This is a genomic window from Synechococcus sp. W55.2 (assembly GCF_047461635.1).
GTDB lineage: Bacteria > Cyanobacteriota > Cyanobacteriia > Thermostichales > Thermostichaceae > Thermostichus.
In genome coordinates this window covers 43708-60220 of sequence record NZ_JANSHM010000007.1, presented here as the reverse complement: position 1 = coordinate 60220, position 16513 = coordinate 43708, and the positions used below count along the sequence as shown (strand labels likewise).

The following is a 16513-nucleotide window of genomic DNA, read 5'->3' as shown; positions in this document are numbered from 1 at the left end:
CAACGAACCCTTGGGAAACCCCTCCAGATCTGTATAGAATGCTCAGAATGCTGCTTTCCATAAGCTCTTAAAAACTGCAGCTACTTTTGCTACCAATCGATTATTTTGTTGGCTTCTCCTTGAAGTTGAGCCTTAACGTCCTTCCACCACTGCCAGACTGGTGTTGCGGTAGTAGTGGCTGAGGATCTGTTGGTAAGAGTAGTTTTGGCTGGCCAGGGCGGCAGCTCCCCACTGGCTCATGCCCACCCCGTGCCCGTAGCCCCGCCCATGAATCTCAAAGAAAGCTGGGAATGTCCCTGCCACAGGAGCCAGGCTGGCCGTAGTGGTGGCCTCCCCGCGCGGGCTAATGGCAATCTTTGTGCTGCGCAACCCTAGAGCCCGACGAAAATCGCCGGCATTGAGATCTTTGATCCCTTGGGATCCCGTCAAGCGCACCGTGATTGCCCGTCCCCACGGGGAGCTGCGCAGTACCTCCACAGAACGAATGGCACCGATCCCGGCAGCCAATTGCTGAATCTGTTGGGCAGGAACGGTGGCCGTCCAGCTAAACACCGGTGAGTGCTGATCGAAATCCGGCACCCCCTGTAAGTAGGGCCGCGACTCTGACCAGACATTGCCTGCATCATCCGTATGTCCCCCCGCAGAGGAGTGGAAAACCGCATTGATCAACTGCCCCTGGTAGATGAGAACCTGCCCGGCGGTCTCACGGGCAGCCGCTTGGGTACGGCTGGATTCGGCAGCTACCCCCTTGTAAACCTGCCAATCAATCCCGTTTCCTAAGTCAAAAGGCTGCTGGGAACGGCGACTGCGGTGGTAGAGGGCATAGGTGCGGGAGGCCACGGCTTGGGCTTTAAGAGCCTCCATGGGAAAACGGTGTCCCATCTCGCTGCCCACCACGCTGGAAACGTAGTCTTCCAAGCCAACTTGGTTGATGGCAATCACCCCACGCTCGCCGGGGATCAACTCCACCAAGCCACGGTACCAATTCTGGTCGATAAACACTAACCCATCGGAGGTGGTGGGCTGTAGGTAAAGACGTTCTCCCTGTTGGCCGGCCAAACTGACTGCTGAACCCGAACGGCTGGCCTGCAGCGGTTGCATGGCCTGCACCTCTGCCAGCGGCTGTCCCTGGGCATTCAATAGGCGGGCTCCGGTAGAGCTGCCGACGGTGACCTGGGGCTTGTTGACGGCAATACCTACCCGCAGCAGCACCCGTGCCTGCACCGGAAAGGTCAAGCACAGCCAAGCCCAAACCAGAAGGGCAATACTCCTAAGCCAAGCTGATGGGAGAGGAGAAAAGGAGAGGGCAATAGTCACACACCAATCCTCTGTGAAAGACTACCCGCCGCTGGGCATAGCCAGCGAGGGATCCCGGACAAGTCGGGTTTTGAGAATCCAGGCATAGGGCCGACGCACCCTCAACAACCCAAGCGGCCACCGTTGGGCTCAAGAGATCCCGCACTCGGAAAGCCTTTTTTGAGGCTGGTGCGGGATCCCGGGCAAGGGCCAGCCGAACCCGTTATGACAGTATCAAAAACATCCTGCAGATGCACGACTTCAACCCAGAATTTTCCGCCCCCAGTCCCTCGGTCAGGATTCAGCCGGCTCAGAGGGGATCCCGCGCCGGCGGCAAAACCACTGCTGCAATAGGCGGCGACACTCGGCCTCGCAGACTCCGCCGATGACCTCCGGGCAATGGAAGCTGGCGGCAGAAGCTGGCAAATTGAGCACGCTGCGCAGTGCTCCGGCCTTGGGATCATCGGCGCCGTAGATTACCTGGGCCAGCCGCGATTGGCTGATTGCCCCCGCACACATGGGGCAGGGCTCCAGGGTCACATACAGCCGACAGCCCCGCAGTTGCCAATCTCCCAGCCGTTGCCCTGCCTGCCGTAGGGCTAGGATCTCCGCATGGGCCGTGGGATCCCGATCCCGTTCCCGCCGGTTACTGCTCAGGGCCAACAGCTCTTCCCCTGGCCCGACCACCAGAGCTGCCACCGGAACCTCTCCGGCTTCTCCCGCTTGCTCAGCTTCTCGCAAGGCCAACTGCATCCAGGCGCGGTGGCGCTGCCACAGATCCCACCCTTGCGGCTCGGAGGAATGGAGCTCGCTCGGATCCCCGATCATTTTGGGTGTTTCGAGCACTGCCTTTGCCCGCAAGATTTGCTAAGGTGAACACGCATACCCCGAAATCCGAAAGGAAGAGTAAAAATAGGTAGAATAGGCCAGGAGTGAACTGAGTTTCGACGGCACAAGTCAGGGAGCTGGTTCACGCCTTTTGAGTCTTGGCGATACGGCTTAGCTTTGGGAGGGATCATGGCGCGGATTCTACGGCACACACTTTTGGCGATGGCTCTGTTTGGTGGAGGCGTCGCGGGTGGGGTCTGGCTATCGTCTCGAGCGGGGCAGGAGTGGTTACAGCAAACTCCTCTGGTCACTTGGACGCAACGGGCCGGTGAGGGAGTAGGATCCCTTTTGCCCTGGTCTGAGCCCCGCCCTGAGGCTGCGAATTCTGCCCCTCCCGCCGATGCCGTCCGGCCTTCTAATTTTATTGCTGCAGTCGCCCAAAAGGTCGGCCCAGCGGTGGTTCGCATCGATGCCACCCGCACCGTGTCGAGGGGGGTCAACCCAGAACTGTTCAACCAGCCCCTGTTTCGCCGCTTCTTTGGGGATCAACTACCGCAGTTGCCGCAGGAGTTTCAGCAGGAGGGCACCGGATCGGGCTTTATCATCGACGCCAGTGGCCTGATCCTCACCAACGCCCATGTGGTGGAAGGCAGCGAGCGAGTCAGGGTTCATCTGCTGGATGGGCGCACCTTTGAAGGAGAGGTGAAGGGCTCAGATCCGGTTACCGATATCGCAGTGATCAAAATTGAGGGGGAGAATCTGCCCACGGTTACCCTGGGTAACTCTGACTTGGTGCGACCAGGGGATTGGGCTATTGCCATTGGCAACCCGCTGGGCCTAGACAATACCGTGACTGCCGGGATCATCAGCGCCGTCGGGCGCTCCTCCGGGCAAATTGGGGCTGTCAACAAGCGGGTGACTTTCCTGCAAACGGATGCGGCCATTAACCCCGGCAACTCGGGTGGCCCACTGCTGGATGCGGAAGGCCGCGTGATTGGGGTGAATACGGCCATCTTCCAGTGGGCCCAGAGTGTGGGCTTTGCCATCCCCATCAACCGCGCCATGGACATTGCCGAGCAACTGATCCGTGACGGTCGGGTAGAACACGCCTTCTTGGGCATTCGCATGATCACCCTCAACCCTGACATTGTGGCGCGCCTCAACCGCGACCCCGCTCGTCCCACCACGCTGACAGTGGAAGAAGGGGTCTTGATCGGGCAGGTGATTTCGGGATCCCCGGCTGAGGAGATTGGCTTGCGGGAGGGGGATGTGATCACTGAAATCAATGGGCAGGCCATCCGCGATGCCGAGCAGGTGCAGCAGTTGGTGGAAGCCGCTGGGGTGGGCAATACGCTGACGCTGCGGGTCATCCGCGATGGACAGGCGCGCACCTTCCAGGTGAAAACTGGAGTGCTGCCCTCGGACTTCTAGGGGGCTCCATAGGCCAGCAACTCTCTGATCCCTGTGACAGAATGGCAGTAGGGGCAGGGATCCAGATATGGCTTGGGCAGTTGGTGAACAATTGCAAGGGGGACGCTACCGCATTGAGGCCATCTTAGGAGAGGGGGGCTTCGGCATTACCTACCGGGCCTGGGATAACGTCCGTGCCGACCAGGTGGTTATCAAAGTTTTGAACGACAGCCTTCGTGAGGATCCCGACTATCCCCACTTCCAGCAGAACTTCATGAACGAGGCGCTGCAACTGGCCCGCTGCCGCCACCCCCATGTGGTGAAGGTGGAAGAGGTGATCTGGGAGCAGGATCGCTGGTGCATTGTCATGGAGTACATCCGCGGCCAGACTCTGCACCAGCTTTTGCGGCAAAAGGGGCCGTTGCCCTTGCCAGAGGCCCTGCGCCTGACGCAGGAGGTGGGATCCGCCCTGATGGCCCTGCACGAACAGGGGATCCTGCATCGGGATGTGAAACCAGCCAACATCATGGTGCAGGAGGGATCCGGGCAGGCAGTTTTGATCGACTTTGGCCTAGCTCGCGGCTACACCCAAGGTCTGATCCAACGCCACACCTCCTACGGCACCGATGGCTATGCTCCTCTAGAGCAATACGACAGCTTGCGCCGCCGCGGCGCCTTCACCGATGTCTACGCCTTGGCAGCAACCCTCTACACGGCGCTGACGGGGATGGTGCCTATGTGTGCGCCAGTGCGGGCCACAGGCCGCCAGTTGGATACCCCTCGCAGCCTTAACCCCAACATTCCCGAGGTTGTGGAGGCTGCCATTCTCAAAGGGATGGCTCTCTACCCAGAAGAGCGCCCGCAAACCATGGCCGAGTGGCTGGCACTGTTACCGGCAGAAGCCTCTCAACAAGGGAGGAAGCCGGTTGCTTTTGAGCCAGCCATCCGCACCCAAGAGCTGAGGGAGCTGGAGCAGATCTTGGCCCAGCCTCCACAACCCCAAGACGAGCTGGAACAGCTCCTGTCCCGGCACTCGGCGGAAGAGCTAGAGCAACTGGTAGCACCTCCCACCCCTGCCACTGCCAAAAAAGCTGGAAGAGAAGAGGGATCCGGATCCCTGATTTTTCCTGAGGTCTGTCCAGAGGAGAGAGGGAAGGGGGGATCCCTGCCCGGAACTCTCTCTTGGCCAGAGTGGGTGGGGGAAGCAGCCCCTGCCTTGCAAGGTCTGTGGGATCGGCTGCGAGCGGGGCAGTGGGGGGAGGCGGATCGCTGGACGACAGCCCTGATGCTGAAGCTTGCTGGGCGCTCGCAAGTGGGCTTTTTTGATCCCAAGGATGTTCAGGCCTTCCCCTGCCCCATGCTGCGGCTGATTGACCAACTGTGGGTGCGGGCCAGCCATGGGCGCTTTGGCTTTACCGTCCAGAAGCAACTTTGGCAGGAGTGTGACCCGGAGGGAAGAGGAGGGATCCGTTCGGGCTCCTTCTCAGCCTTGCCCCGCGAAGACTGCATGGGGGAAAGAGTCGGCTGGCAGGTGCAGGGCCGCTGGCTGGGGTATGGGGAGCTCACAACCCGTCTGGCAGCGCCCAAGGGTCATCTGCCAGTGGGCTTTTTTTGGGGCTACTCAGGTGGCCTACGTGCGGCGCTGCTGATGCTGGATCGGGCGGTATTGAAAAAGTTCAAAGCCTGCCTGTAAAAAACTCCCCCCTCCCAAAGGGAGAGGGGCTGGGGAGTGAGGGGATAGAAAGCCCTAGTAGCGGTGCACCAGCTTGTTGATGGGCTTGAAGATGTCTGCCTCAAACTTTTTGCCCTTGAGCATGCGGTTCCAATAGAGCCAGGGTAATAGATGCACCTTGGCTAGGTACATGGAGTAGCGCTCCCGCGTTGGGTCCAGGGGGAAGGAGGGAGCTAGCTTTGCATTGTAGGCAAACTCAGCCATGATCAGGGAGTTGTAGCCCGTAATCAAGGGGCAGCAGGTGTAGCCGTCGTAGCGGGCCACTAGCGGCTTCGACTGCATGGCGGCCAAGAGGTTTTCCGCCAGTACCGGCGCTTGCTTGCGGGCGGCAGCCGCCGTTTTGGACGTTGGCAGAGAAGAGGCATCTCCCAAGGAAAACACGTTGGGGTAGCGGGTGTGCCGCAGCGTTGCTTTATCCACGTCCACCCATCCTCCAGGGCCAGCCAGGGGGCTGCGCTTGACGAAGTCCGGGGCGCTCATGGGCGGAGCCACGTGGATCATGTCGTAGTGCAGGCTCACCTCTTCTTTGCCATTGTCGGTGGTGACTTCAAAGATGGCTTCCTGAGTCTCAGGCCGGATGGCTTTGAGGTTGTGCTTGAATTTCACCTGGATCCCTCGCCGCTCTACCACCTTCTCCAGGGCAGCACTGTACTCCGGCACGGCAAAGAGAGTGGGAGTGGCTGTGCAAAAGAGAACCTTGGTGTTGACGCCAACCCCACTTTTGCTTTTGAAGACATCGTCGGCCAGGTACATGATTTTTTGAGGGGCGCCGCCGCACTTGATTGGCGTAGCCGGGTACGTGAAGATGGCTGTTCCCCCCTTGAAGTTGCGGATGGTCTCCCAAGTGTAGGGGGCGTAGTCCTTGGAGTAGTTGCTGGTTACTCCTCCTTTGCCCAGCGCCTCCGGCAAGCCCTCGATCAAGTGCCAGTCGATTTGGATCCCTGGGGCAACGATGAGGTAATCATATTCGATGATCTGCCCGCTCTCCGTGATCACGCGGTTGTGATCCGGATCTAGCTCCGCGACTCGCGCTTGGATCCACTTAGCTCCTTTGGGGATCACGGTTTTTTCATCGCGAACAAACTTAGCTAGCGGTGCAATGCCCCCGCCCACCAGCGTCCAGCCCGGCTGATAGTCATGCTTGTCGGATGGCTCGATGATCGCGATGTCGAGGTTACGCTTGCGCTCCAGCAACTGGGCCGCTGCGCTGATGCCGGCAGCCCCTCCTCCCACTACAACAATTTGATGGTGAATGACAGGTTGCGAAGTTCTGGAGGTGGATCCCTCCACGCCAGGGCGCCCGTTCGTTTGGGTGGAGGCGGGTGGGGATTGGGTTTTGAGTTCCATTGGCTTAGTAGTCGTTGACACAGCAGTTTCCTCAAACAGAACTGAACTTGAGCTCAAGAAGCTGTTTAGTTTAATGCGGAAGAACCTGTTAAATGACAGCCAACAACCCCGAACTGGCAATCCGTAGAAGACTCTGCAGATTGCCAGCCTTCAGGAGCTGCAGCTGGGAAACAAGCGTAATCATAACACCCGATAAGAATATAGCCATTTTTTCAAGCTGTCGAGAATTTGAGGCAAATCTTAGCCTAGGACTTAGGCTTTGTTGACGCTGGGGGGAACAGCGGCACTTCTGGGGGGTAGGCGGCGTCGGCTAGGCTGTGGACTGTACGAGGGATTTGCCGTTGAATTCACGGCTGGCTTTCAAGTTCTGTTGCGATTCAACTAGAGACCTGCGATGGCAAAATCCGTCTCCCCTGACTCATTGCCGGCAGCTCCCTGGCACGCCCTGCCCGAAGAGGAAGTTGCCCGCCAAATCGTTGCAGTGGATCTGCTTCTGGCGGCGCTTCTGGAACGGGGTCTGTCTCAAGCTGAGGTGATCCAGCGGCAGAAGCAATATGGCCCCAACGAGCTAAAGGCCAAGGCGGCTACCCCGGCCTGGGTGAAGTTTCTGCAGCAGTTCAACCAATCCTTGCTCTACATCTTGATGGTTGCCGGGGCGGTCAAGGCGTTCTTGGGATCCTGGCGCAATGCCATCGTGATCTGGGCGGTGGTGGTGATCAACGCCCTCATCGGCTACATCCAAGAGTCCAAAGCGGAGGAAGCGATCGCCGCCCTGGCCCAGTCGGTGGTGACGGAGGTCACGGTCATCCGGGATGGGCAAAAACTGCGGGTGCCCTCGCGGGAGCTGGTGCCGGGGGATGTGGTGCTCTTGAGCTCGGGAGATAAGGTGCCCGCCGACCTGCGCTTGCTGAGCGTGCGCAACTTACAGGTGGATGAATCGGCCCTGACCGGAGAGTCGGTGCCGGTGGAAAAACGGCTGGGATCCCTGCCAGAGGAGACTTCTCTTGCGGACCGCCAGAACATGGCCTACGCCGGCAGCTTTGTTACCTTCGGCCAAGGAGCAGGGGTGGTGGTGGCCATCGGCAACCAGACTCAAACAGGCCGTATCTCGGAGTTGGTCGAAAAGGGGGGATCCCTGCAAACTCCCCTAACACGCAAGTTCGAGGAATTCAGCCTCATGCTGCTCAGGATCATCCTCAGCTTGGCCGGGCTCACCTTTTTGGTGGGATTGGCTCAGGGACAGGGGGCGGCCAGTGTCTTTGAGGCGGCAGTGGCGCTGGCGGTGAGTGCTATCCCCGAAGGCTTGCCGGCGGTAGTCACTGTAACCTTGGCGATTGGGGTTTCCCGCATGGCAAAACGCCACGCCATTATCCGCAAGCTACCGGCAGCTGCGAGTTCTGGCCTTTGCCCAATTGACCGGGTGCAGGGATCATGTAGCCGTGGCGATAGGCTCCTACAAGTTCTAGGCCTGCCGCTTCTGCTTTGGAAAACAGAGTCGGGAGCACCACGTAGTTTGGCGCCCAACTTGGGATGGGGATGTAGAGCCTTTTTAGCTTTTTAGCTTGTATCTTCTCTCTCTCTGCTCCTTCCCCTTCTCCTCCTTGTTGTTGCCCCCCTTCTTCTCCTCCCGACTCCTCTATGTACTTCTTATAGACCAGTATTATCCTATCGGCCCTCCAGCTCCCAAGCCGGTAATAGATAATCTCGCGGGTTTCAGTTTCTCCCCCTTCCTCACCTTCTTCTGGTGGGGGTTGACCTCCTTCTTCCTCGGATGCTTCTCCACCTACCTTAATTTGCTTAACTACCTTTATGTCGTCCTCAGTTGCCCGGTCTAAGCCGAGAAGCCTACCAGTCCGCTCTAGGCAACGGCTTAGAATCGGTATCGATTTATACATCCGCCTCCTTGAGCCTTTCTCAGGGTTGATGACCAACACCTTGAGGCGGTGTTCACCTAGTTTATAGACCAACCTTCCGGGCATAGTCCCCTTCTTGCAAGCCGATAGTCTGCGCCAAGGTAGCACGCTTGACCTAACTGAGTCAACTACCCGGCCCATTGAAGTAAGTAATAAGGCGCAATCAAAAAGTCCTTGCGGTAAAACCGTCCCCAGCAGCCAAACTCAGGTGGATCACTCAGATCTAGAGGAAGGGCTGATTTTCTTGGGCTTGCAGGGGATGATTGACCCGCCGCGGCCAGAGGCCATTGCCGCCGTGCATTCCTGTCAAACGGCTGGGATGCAGGTGAAGATGATCACCGGCGACCACGTGCTCACGGCTCAGGCCATTGCCGAGCAGATGGGCCTGGGGGGTGGAAAACCTGTGCAAGCCTACAGCGGTCGAGATCTGGAGCAGCTCAGCCCGGAGGAATTTGTGGAAGCTGCCAATCGGGGATCCGTCTTCGCGCGGGTGGTGCCAGAGCAAAAACTGCGCCTGGTGGAAGCTCTGCAAGCGCGGGGGCAGATCGTGGCCATGACCGGCGATGGCGTCAACGACGCTCCGGCCCTAAAGCAAGCAGATGTGGGGATTGCCATGGGGCGAGGCGGCACCGAAGTGGCCAAAGCTGCTGCCGACATGATCCTGACCGATGACAACTTCGCCTCCATTGAGGCAGCCGTTGAGGAGGGGCGCACGGTTTACAACAACCTGCTCAAAGCCATTGCCTTCATCCTGCCGGTGAACGGGGGGGAATCGATGACGATTCTCCTCAGCGTGCTGCTCAACCGCGAGCTCCCCATTCTGGCCATTCAAGTGCTGTGGCTAAACATGATCAACTCCATCACCATGACGGTGCCTCTTGCCTTTGAGCCGAGCACAGGCCGAGAGATGACTCGCCCACCGCGGGATCCGGAGGCCAACTTGCTCTCTCCTAGGCTGCTGCAGCGCATCCTGCTGGTGTCCGTGTTCAACTGGATCTTGATCTTCGGGGTTTTTGAATACATCGAACAAACCACCGGCAACCTTAACCTGGCCCGCACCATGGCCATCCAAGCGTTGGTGATCGGGCGCATCTTCTACTTGCTCAGCCTCAGCCAGGCCATTCCTACCCTGTTGGGCCGTGGACGTGCCAGCCAATTGGAGCGCCATGAGCGCCTCATGGATACAGCAGCCATTGCCATCGGCATTGGGGCGGCCATCCTGCTGCAGATCCTCTTCAGCCAGTGGAGCCTGTTCAACATTATCTTCGACACAGCACCCCTGTCTTGGGAGCAATGGGGCTTTTGTTTGCTGGTGAGCTTGCCACTCATCGTTGTCTCAGCGGCAGCCAATCGAGTGGATCCTGAATGAATAACTTGCTTTGGGCAACTCGCGCTCACTGGTCTCCTATCTAAAGAAATGTCGAAGAGGGGATCCCTCAGCCACTACTCAGATGTGACCGGCCTTTGCCAAGAGGGGAAAGTGACCGCCGGGCCAGGTGTGATGGCATCCAGCTTCACACCCGCTCTGGCTATCTTTTCGACCCATTTCCGCAAGGCAATCACCATCTCAGCGGCGGTTTTTTGGAAAGTCGAGCCTGTTTTCTGGCTGTGATCAGAGTTTGGGGCAGCCGACGAGTGGGGATGAGGCTGTAGGAAGCGGTGAGTCGGATCTACACCGCGGTACTACCCCCAAGGCGATCTTTTGTCAGCTCCCTCCACGCAAACCCCAGCACTCTTCAGGGCTTGAGTTCTTTTTGCCTCCATCACCTTTTGGCAAGAGCGGGAACATCTCTTGAGTGAGAAGAGGCTTTTCCTTCCGAGCTGCCGGCTCAAGGAACAGGAGAAAAACCTGTCTTCAAAAAAGCCTCCGACTTTCGGTTGCAGGGGTACACCATAAGGCTATGATCTTAGGGGAAGGATGTAGGACATTAAAAAATGTCAGATATACCACCACAACCTTTAACCGGGAAGGCTCTGCTGCAGAAGGTCGAAGCGTTGGGGCATCTTCCACGCCGAGAAACGGCAAAGCGATGTGGCTATGTAACCATGACCAAGACCAACAAGCCTCGCGTCAACTTGAATGAGTTCTATGACGCGGTGCTGGCGGCAAAAGGTCTGAGTCTCAGCCCAAGTTCCAGCCGGGACAAGCGCGGTCGTGAGCCAACCTTTCGGGTCAGCGTTCACAAAAATGGGCAGTTGATCATTGGGTCGGCCTACACCGAAAAAATGAATCTCAAGCCTGGGGATGAGTTTGAGATTCAGCTGGGTTACAAGCACATTCACCTCAAGCAAGTGCTAAACGGCCAGGTGGTGGAGGAGTCAACCCCAAGCAGCAAAGAAGCTTCCCCCAAAGCGACTCGCGGTCGCCGAAAAAAAACTGCTGGGGCTTGAACCTCTCCTGGGGTTGAGGAGAAGGGATCCAGTTGACGAACTGTCACTGTGTGGCTTTCTTCTTGCCTTGCCCTCTTTAAGATGGGATCCAAAGCCTAGGTTCACCGATCTTGCTGACCCTAGATAAGGATCCCTATGCAACAGAAGGTTCAGCCACCCCTCAAGTTTTTGCCACCGCGATTGACGCCTTGGGTCGTTCGTTTTGCTCAAGCAGGCTTGCCCTTTTGGTTGCGATGGACCAAAGGGATCCCTCGCGTTGAAGTGGAGGGAGGAGAGCGTTTGGCTCAGCTTTATCAGCAGTTTGAGGCGGGCAAGATTCGCCTGTTGGTGGCGTTTCGACACCCGACCCTCGATGATCCCCCCTGCTTGATGTACTTGTTCGCCCATCTCCTGCCGCAGGTGGCCCAACGCCAGGGGATCCGCTTTCGGGGCCGGCCCCACGTTTTGTTTGTCTACGACCGCGGCCTACCTCTGTGGCTGGGATCCGTTGCCCGTTGGGGCTTGCCGCGCTTGGGCGGGATCCCGATTTTGCGGGGCCGTCTGGATCGGGCAGGGCTAAAGAGTTCTCGTGAGCAGTTTGTATCGGGCCAATATCCGCTGGCGGTAGCTCCAGAAGGGACGATCAACGGCATGAGCAGTCTTCTCAACCCGTTGGAGCCGGGGGTAGCCCAGATGAGCTTTTGGGCGGTGGAGGATCTGCACAAGGCGGGACGGCCAGAGCAGGTGCTGATCCTGCCGGTGGGCCTTCGCTATTCTTACCTGAGGGATCCCAGTGCCGCTCTGAATAGATTGCTCAGCCGCATGGAGGCCGATTGCAAGCTGCCGCCCACGCGCTCGGCTCACGCCGGTCAAGCCTTTTTGCTGGCCCGTATCCTTCGCTTGGGAGAACACCTGCTCCAGGTCATGCAGACCTTCTATGAGCGCTTCTATGCCCCTGCTCTTCCTGCTGCAGATAGAGCCCAAGTTAAAGAGGGGGATCTGTTGGCGCGTCTTCAAAGCTTGTCAGATCTGGCCCTGCGGGTGGCCGAGCAACATTTCGGCCTAGAGCCTCAAGGAGACTTCATCGAGCGGCGGCACCGCATCGAACAGGCGGGCTGGGCCTGGATCTACCGCGAAGATATTGCCGATATTGCTGGTCTCTCGGCTCTGGAGAGGGGGCTGGCCAATCGAGTGGCTGCTGAGGCCAGTTTTCACCTCTGGCACATGCGCTTGGCGGAAACCTTGATGGTGTTTGCGGTGCGCCCTGTACCTGAGCAGCCCAGTTTGAGTCTGGATGAGTTGGCGGAAACCGCCCTGCGCCTCTGGAGCCTGTTGGCCTGGATCAAAGGAGAAAATCCTGTTGGAACTGCTCCCCCCCGCTTGGGACCCCGCCTGGCCCGTTTCAGCATTGGGGATCCCCTCTCGGTTTCCGAACGCTGGCCCGCCTACCAGGCCAACCGCCGACAAGCCGTACAAGCCCTCACCCAAGATTTACAAGCGGAAATGGAGCGGCTTATCAAAGGGATCCCGTGCTCTCCTGTGGCTCTTCCTGCTGCCTAACATGCCTGGTCGGCTCAGGGGCAAAAAGTGTAACAATTCCTGAGACATCTTGTGAGATATTTCGTGAGAGTAAGACGAACTTTTGCATTATCTGACAAGCAGGTGAAGGAAAGGGGAAGTTTCTGGCTCTTGGGGTAGAAAGGGGGCAGAAAGGAAGTGAGGCTCGTTGACTTGGTCTATGTCTGATGAGCTGCTCCGCGCCATTCGCAGACGCGACCTGGAGGCCGCCACTTCAGCCGTGCAGCATTTGCGTTCTCGCCATTTAAGTGAAGCTGTAATCACCTCGATGGTGATGGTGGCCGTGGAGCGGTTGGCGTGGGATGAAGGCGACCGGGCCGCCGCCAGTTGGTTACTGCGTCGCTGCTCCAGACGACGGCGCTGAAGGGATCCCCCCTGGCCCAGAGGTCATTGCGATACTTCCCCTTTCCCTGGATCCGAGGGGCTTCCCGTGTCAACCTGCCCACAAAGCCCTATCCGCAGAGGGATTAGCTTTCTTCCTTGCCCTTGTTCGGATCGTCGGGATGCTGTCGGTCTTCATCAAGGAACATAAGCCTCTGGCGAACAGCCAATCGGTACTCGGAGGTGCGCCGAGAGAGAGAAGTCCACGCTCCTGCGCTGCCCAATTTAGACTTCTGATATAGCAAGGACGCGCTGGGAGCGAAGCCAACGGTTTGGGCATCCCCAATGGCAGCCAGATCGGCGCTTAAGAAGACAAACTGCCAGCTCTCCTTCTCGGTTTTTTCCTTGATCATCTTCTCAATTTGCTCTTTGCGGAACTCGCGACTGGCATTCTCTTGCCCATCGGTTACCACAACCATCACAACCTTGGCCGGGCGATCTGCCTCGCTGAGGTCGCTGAGGCTCTTTTCTAGGTCGATGATGCCGCGCCCCATGGCATCCAGCAAGGGAGTAGAAGCTCGCGGCACGTAGGTCTCGCGGGTCAGCTCAGGGACCTCGGCAATTGGCTTGAAGCGGTGAATGACTTCATAGGGATCCTGGGAGTCGAACTGAACCAAGGTAAGGGTGGCACTTCCTCTACGGCATTCTCTTTGCCTATGACTCGGATCAAATCGAAGCGGCTGCCGAGCCCACCCTTGCCGAGATCGCCAAGCTGATGCGCGAGCGCACCGACCTCAGCATCCTCGTGGTCGGTCATACCGATGCGACCGGTAGCTTCGACTACAACCTAGGTCTCTCGCGGCGCCGGGCCGAGGCGGTTGTCAACCGGTTGGTTCAGCTGGGTATCGAGCAACGTCGACTCTATCCGGTTGGTGTGGGGTTCTCTGCTCCTGTGGCCAGCAACGCCACCGAGGAGGGCCGAGCAAAAAACCGCCGCGTGGAGTTGGTGGATCTGGCGGGTGGCAGAATCCCCTAGGGGAGAGTTTCTGAGTTTTGGCTCAGGGCAAGCATCGCCGAAACTCTGGACACTGCGGCTGCGGCGAACTAGTTTAGAGGCAACTCTTCATTTCTAGGCTATTTCAAGGGGTGGGATCCATGCTTAGGCCCAGTCTTCTGTTCTCCGGCTCGGCGCTGTTGGGTTTGCTGTCTTTGCCGTTTTTGATTGGAGAAGGTGGCTGGTTGACCTCATCTCGTAAGAGCCAGAGTCCTGTCACTGAGGTTTCTCTACAAGCTTGGGAGCACTCCCTGCCCTCATCCCAGGCCTTGTTTGAAGATGAAGCAGGTTCTGGATCTTGGCTCATGCGGCAAGCCCAGCTGCAAGAACGGGTACAACAGCTTGAGCAGCGCTCTCTCGCTCACCAGCAGCAGGCTCATCAGTTGCTGGTACAGCAGGCAGCTCCCCAGCCCGCCGGGGGTGTTGGCCGTTCCAACCCAAGCCTTGCCGTGCCGGCACGGCCTCAGCGTCAGGATCCCACTCTCTCTCAATCCTCTGCTCCGGCGGATCTTCCCAATGAGCTGGCGCTGCTAACCCAATTCATCCAGCAGGAGCCGGGAAATGCGCAGCTTTATCTGCAACGGGCGGAATACTTCTGGCGTCAGTCTCAGGAGGATCCTGCTGCTTTACCGCAGCCGGAGCATGCTTCTGCCATTGCTTACCTGATGCGCTCCGCTCTGCGGGATCTGGATATTGCTATTGCTTTGGATCCCTATCTGGCTGAAGCCTATTTGCTCAAGGCCAAAATCCAACACGAGCGTTTGCAAGAACCTGAGCAGGCTCTGGCAACCTTGTCTCCTCTGGATCGGATTGCCTATCACAACCCGCAACTGCACTTGATCCGCTCTCGCATCTGGGCCGAACAAGGCCATCTGGAATCGGCGTTTGATGTGTCGCATCTGGCGATTGAGCTGGCCAAGCAAAATCAAAGTGCTGCCGATCTTTTCGAGGCCTATGTCCATCGCGGCCTGATGTGGGCCAGCATCTGCGACTTCAATTTGGCCGTTCAGGATTTCAGCCGGGCTATCGAGGTGCAGCCCCAGCGGGCTGAAGGTTACTACCACCGCGGTATGGCGCGCGCTTACCAGGGAGAGGATAGGGCTGGTGCCGCTTCCGATTTGGGTAGCGCTTTGATGTTGTGGCGGGCTTCCGGCACGGGATCCCCGGGGCTGCTGGAATATGTAGAAGCGGTGCGGAGGGAACTGTTGCGGTAGCTCAGCTCTGGCGGGGTTTTTGCTGAGGATCTGAAGCGCTGGGTTTGGGGTCTTTGCCCAGGAGCATTTGGCAAGTTCGTCCAAGCCAGGCCAGGATGGTAGAGCCATCTGTTACCTAGGGGGCTTGAACGCCCCCCTGAAGAGAACCCAGCCAAGTGATGAGCCGAAGACAACTGACCATCTCCGTATCCTCTGTAGCCCTGGTGGTGGCCACAGGGATGCTGTTGTTGCTGCTGTGGCAACTGCGCAGCTTGGTGCTGACGGTGATGATCGCGGTGGTGGTGGCGGCAGCGCTGGCTCCCCTGGTGGATCTTGCCGAGCGATTACGCATCCCCCGCTGGTTGGGGGTGGTAGGGGTGTACCTGAGTTTAATTGCCGGGATTGCCGGCTTGGCTCTGCTTATTGGCCCAACGGTGGTAACTCAGACCCAGCGGTTGCTGACGAGGCTGCCTTTCTATCTGGAGCAGTTGCAACTGTTGGTGGATACCTGGATTGCCGATCTGGCGGGGGTGGATCCGGCGGCGCTGGACTACTTAAACCAGTTGCTCGATCCTCAGTCGTTGATGAGCTGGGCAGTTCGCTCGGGACAACGGGTGCTGGTGCAGTCTTTCGACTTCACCCGCGGTTTGCTGGGTGGTCTGCTAACCACGGTGCTGACCCTCTTCATTTCCGGCTACATGCTGGTGAGCGGCTCTGACTTGGTGCGAGGCTTGGTGGAGTTGTTTCCTTATCCCTGGAATGACCGGCTGGCTCAGCAGGTACACCCGATGGCCCAGCGCATGGGGGGCTACATTCAGGGGCGGGTGCTGGTCTCTGCCATTTTGGGCGTGATGATCACCGTCTCGCTTCGCTTTCTGGGCCTGTCGGAGTTTGCTCTGGCGCTGGGGGTGATCGCTGGGTTTACCAACTTGATTCCCTTTATCGGGCCGGTACTGGGATCCCTGCCCGCCTTGGTGGTGGCAATCGTTCAGGGGGGCTGGACTTTTTTTGTGGGTGCTGATCCTATACGTTGCCGTTCAAAACCTGGAAACCTATGTGTTGGATCCTCTGTTGGTGGGATCCTCGGTGCAGGTGAAGCCCTTGTATCAGTTGCTGGCGGTGCTGGGCGGTACCCAGTTGTTGGGTATTGTTGGGGCGGTGATCGCCCCCCCGTGGGTGGCGGGTATGGCGGTGCTGCTGGAGAACCTTTATCTGAAGCCCAAGCAGGAGGCAGAGGTTCGAGCCAGGCTGTATGCTCGGGCCACCGAGGCTGCTGGTTCTTTGGCTTTGCCGGGGATGGATCCTGCCGACGCGAGCAGCCCAGAGCCATCTTTTTCCTCTGGTCCGAATGACTCGTCAAACGAGCCGGAAGGGTTGCCACAGAAAGAAAGTCTCTCGCCTGCGGATCCCGTAGCCGGAAGAAGTCCTTATTAGCAAGCTTCTCATCTATTCGCCTCTCTCCGCTCTCGGA

Annotated in this window: 12 protein-coding genes and 3 pseudogenes; 11 read left to right on the top strand and 4 right to left on the bottom strand. The window is 58.4% G+C overall.

Annotated features, from left to right (window positions below):
- Positions 1 to 132: 132 nt before the first annotated feature.
- Both NW828_RS03045 and NW828_RS03040 read right to left on the bottom strand, forming a co-directional pair.
- Complete coding sequence (locus NW828_RS03045) at positions 133 to 1317, bottom strand: SpoIID/LytB domain-containing protein (RefSeq protein WP_414381376.1); 1185 nt, start codon at positions 1315 to 1317, stop codon at positions 133 to 135.
- 273 nt (positions 1318 to 1590) lie between these two features.
- Positions 1591 to 2124 carry a nucleoside deaminase gene (locus NW828_RS03040; protein WP_414381407.1) on the bottom strand — a complete coding sequence of 178 codons (534 nt, stop codon included), beginning with the start codon at positions 2122 to 2124 and terminating at the stop codon, positions 1591 to 1593.
- Between the two features lie 189 nt (positions 2125 to 2313).
- Here NW828_RS03040 and NW828_RS03035 point away from each other — a divergent pair, with 189 nt between their 5' ends.
- Positions 2314 to 3555, top strand: coding sequence for an HhoA/HhoB/HtrA family serine endopeptidase (locus NW828_RS03035; RefSeq protein ID WP_414381374.1), 1242 nt, complete (start codon positions 2314 to 2316; stop codon positions 3553 to 3555).
- A 67-nt stretch (positions 3556 to 3622) separates the two neighbouring features.
- The gene (locus tag NW828_RS03030; protein WP_414381372.1) at positions 3623 to 5227 is read left to right on the top strand and encodes a serine/threonine-protein kinase; all 1605 of its coding nucleotides are present in this window, start codon (positions 3623 to 3625) and stop codon (positions 5225 to 5227) included.
- A gap of 54 nt (positions 5228 to 5281) precedes the next feature.
- On the opposite strand, the gene NW828_RS03025 is transcribed toward NW828_RS03030, so the two are convergent.
- Positions 5282 to 6634, bottom strand: a complete 1353-nt coding sequence (locus NW828_RS03025; protein ID WP_414381369.1) for an FAD/NAD(P)-binding oxidoreductase — start codon at positions 6632 to 6634, stop codon at positions 5282 to 5284.
- Positions 6635 to 7007: 373 nt separating this feature from the next.
- Between NW828_RS03025 and NW828_RS03020 the strand changes: the two are divergent.
- From NW828_RS03020 to NW828_RS03000, 5 genes and pseudogenes are all read left to right on the top strand, one after another.
- Positions 7008 to 8015 (top strand): annotated as a pseudogene (locus tag NW828_RS03020) (HAD-IC family P-type ATPase); the annotation flags it as partial.
- Between the two features lie 692 nt (positions 8016 to 8707).
- Positions 8708 to 9895, top strand: a pseudogene (locus tag NW828_RS03015) (HAD-IC family P-type ATPase); the annotation flags it as partial.
- 566 nt (positions 9896 to 10461) lie between these two features.
- Positions 10462 to 10917, top strand: a complete 456-nt coding sequence (locus NW828_RS03010) for an AbrB family transcriptional regulator (protein WP_414381366.1) — start codon at positions 10462 to 10464, stop codon at positions 10915 to 10917.
- Between the two features lie 135 nt (positions 10918 to 11052).
- Positions 11053 to 12456, top strand: a complete 1404-nt coding sequence (locus NW828_RS03005) for a 1-acyl-sn-glycerol-3-phosphate acyltransferase (protein WP_414381364.1) — start codon at positions 11053 to 11055, stop codon at positions 12454 to 12456.
- A gap of 178 nt (positions 12457 to 12634) precedes the next feature.
- A complete protein-coding gene (locus NW828_RS03000; protein ID WP_041436260.1) occupies positions 12635 to 12838 on the top strand; it encodes a hypothetical protein in 204 nt (67 codons plus the stop codon).
- 103 nt (positions 12839 to 12941) lie between these two features.
- On the opposite strand, the gene NW828_RS02995 is transcribed toward NW828_RS03000, so the two are convergent.
- Positions 12942 to 13472 (bottom strand): hypothetical protein, encoded by a 531-nt coding sequence (locus NW828_RS02995; protein WP_414381362.1) that lies wholly within the window; start codon positions 13470 to 13472, stop codon positions 12942 to 12944.
- Between the two features lie 26 nt (positions 13473 to 13498).
- Between NW828_RS02995 and NW828_RS02990 the strand changes: the two genes are divergently transcribed.
- The 4 genes and pseudogenes from NW828_RS02990 (at position 13499) to NW828_RS02975 (ending at position 16476) form a co-directional block, all read left to right on the top strand.
- Positions 13499 to 13831, top strand: a complete 333-nt coding sequence (locus NW828_RS02990) for an OmpA family protein (protein WP_414381405.1) — start codon at positions 13499 to 13501, stop codon at positions 13829 to 13831.
- Between the two features lie 323 nt (positions 13832 to 14154).
- Complete coding sequence (locus tag NW828_RS02985; protein WP_414381359.1) at positions 14155 to 15063, top strand: hypothetical protein; 909 nt, start codon at positions 14155 to 14157, stop codon at positions 15061 to 15063.
- A 158-nt stretch (positions 15064 to 15221) separates the two neighbouring features.
- Positions 15222 to 15992: pseudogene (locus tag NW828_RS02980) on the top strand (AI-2E family transporter); the annotation flags it as partial.
- 64 nt (positions 15993 to 16056) lie between these two features.
- Entirely contained in the window at positions 16057 to 16476 is a 420-nt protein-coding gene (locus NW828_RS02975) for an AI-2E family transporter (protein WP_414381403.1), read from the top strand.
- Positions 16477 to 16513: the final 37 nt, after the last annotated feature.

Excerpts from the sequence above, each read along its gene's own strand:
- NW828_RS03040 (WP_414381407.1), bottom strand. The coding sequence starts at position 2,124 with ATGATCGGGGATCCGAGCGAGCTCCATTCCTCCGAGCCGCAAGGGTGG.
- NW828_RS03035 (WP_414381374.1), top strand. The coding sequence starts at position 2,314 with ATGGCGCGGATTCTACGGCACACACTTTTGGCGATGGCTCTGTTTGGT.
- NW828_RS03030 (WP_414381372.1), top strand. The coding sequence starts at position 3,623 with ATGGCTTGGGCAGTTGGTGAACAATTGCAAGGGGGACGCTACCGCATT.
- NW828_RS03010 (WP_414381366.1), top strand. The coding sequence starts at position 10,462 with ATGTCAGATATACCACCACAACCTTTAACCGGGAAGGCTCTGCTGCAG.
- NW828_RS03005 (WP_414381364.1), top strand. The coding sequence starts at position 11,053 with ATGCAACAGAAGGTTCAGCCACCCCTCAAGTTTTTGCCACCGCGATTG.
- NW828_RS03000 (WP_041436260.1), top strand. The coding sequence starts at position 12,635 with ATGTCTGATGAGCTGCTCCGCGCCATTCGCAGACGCGACCTGGAGGCC.
- NW828_RS02985 (WP_414381359.1), top strand. The coding sequence starts at position 14,155 with ATGCGGCAAGCCCAGCTGCAAGAACGGGTACAACAGCTTGAGCAGCGC.